The sequence below is a fragment of the Streptomyces anandii JCM 4720 genome (assembly GCF_014650655.1).
GTDB lineage: Bacteria > Actinomycetota > Actinomycetes > Streptomycetales > Streptomycetaceae > Streptomyces > Streptomyces anandii.
Window position 1 is genome coordinate 58564 of the sequence record NZ_BMVJ01000020.1, and the last position, 237, is coordinate 58800.

A 237-nucleotide genomic window follows, 5' to 3' on the forward strand; every position below is an offset into this window, starting at 1 on the left:
GGTAGCCGCAAGGTGAACGCCGGTGCACGGGCGAGCACCGGCGCCGGGACGTGGCCGGAATCACGAAGACCCGCGCGGCCGCGGCCACCGGGCCGTGAGCAGCCGGGTTCTCCAGGGGAAACGCGGGGTGAAACCTCCCGCCCCCGCCGCGCGGACCCGCCGCCGAGGCCCGGCCCTGTCAGTGCCCGCAGGTAGATTCGTTGCAGACCGGTGCACCGCCCGCACGCGGTGGGAACC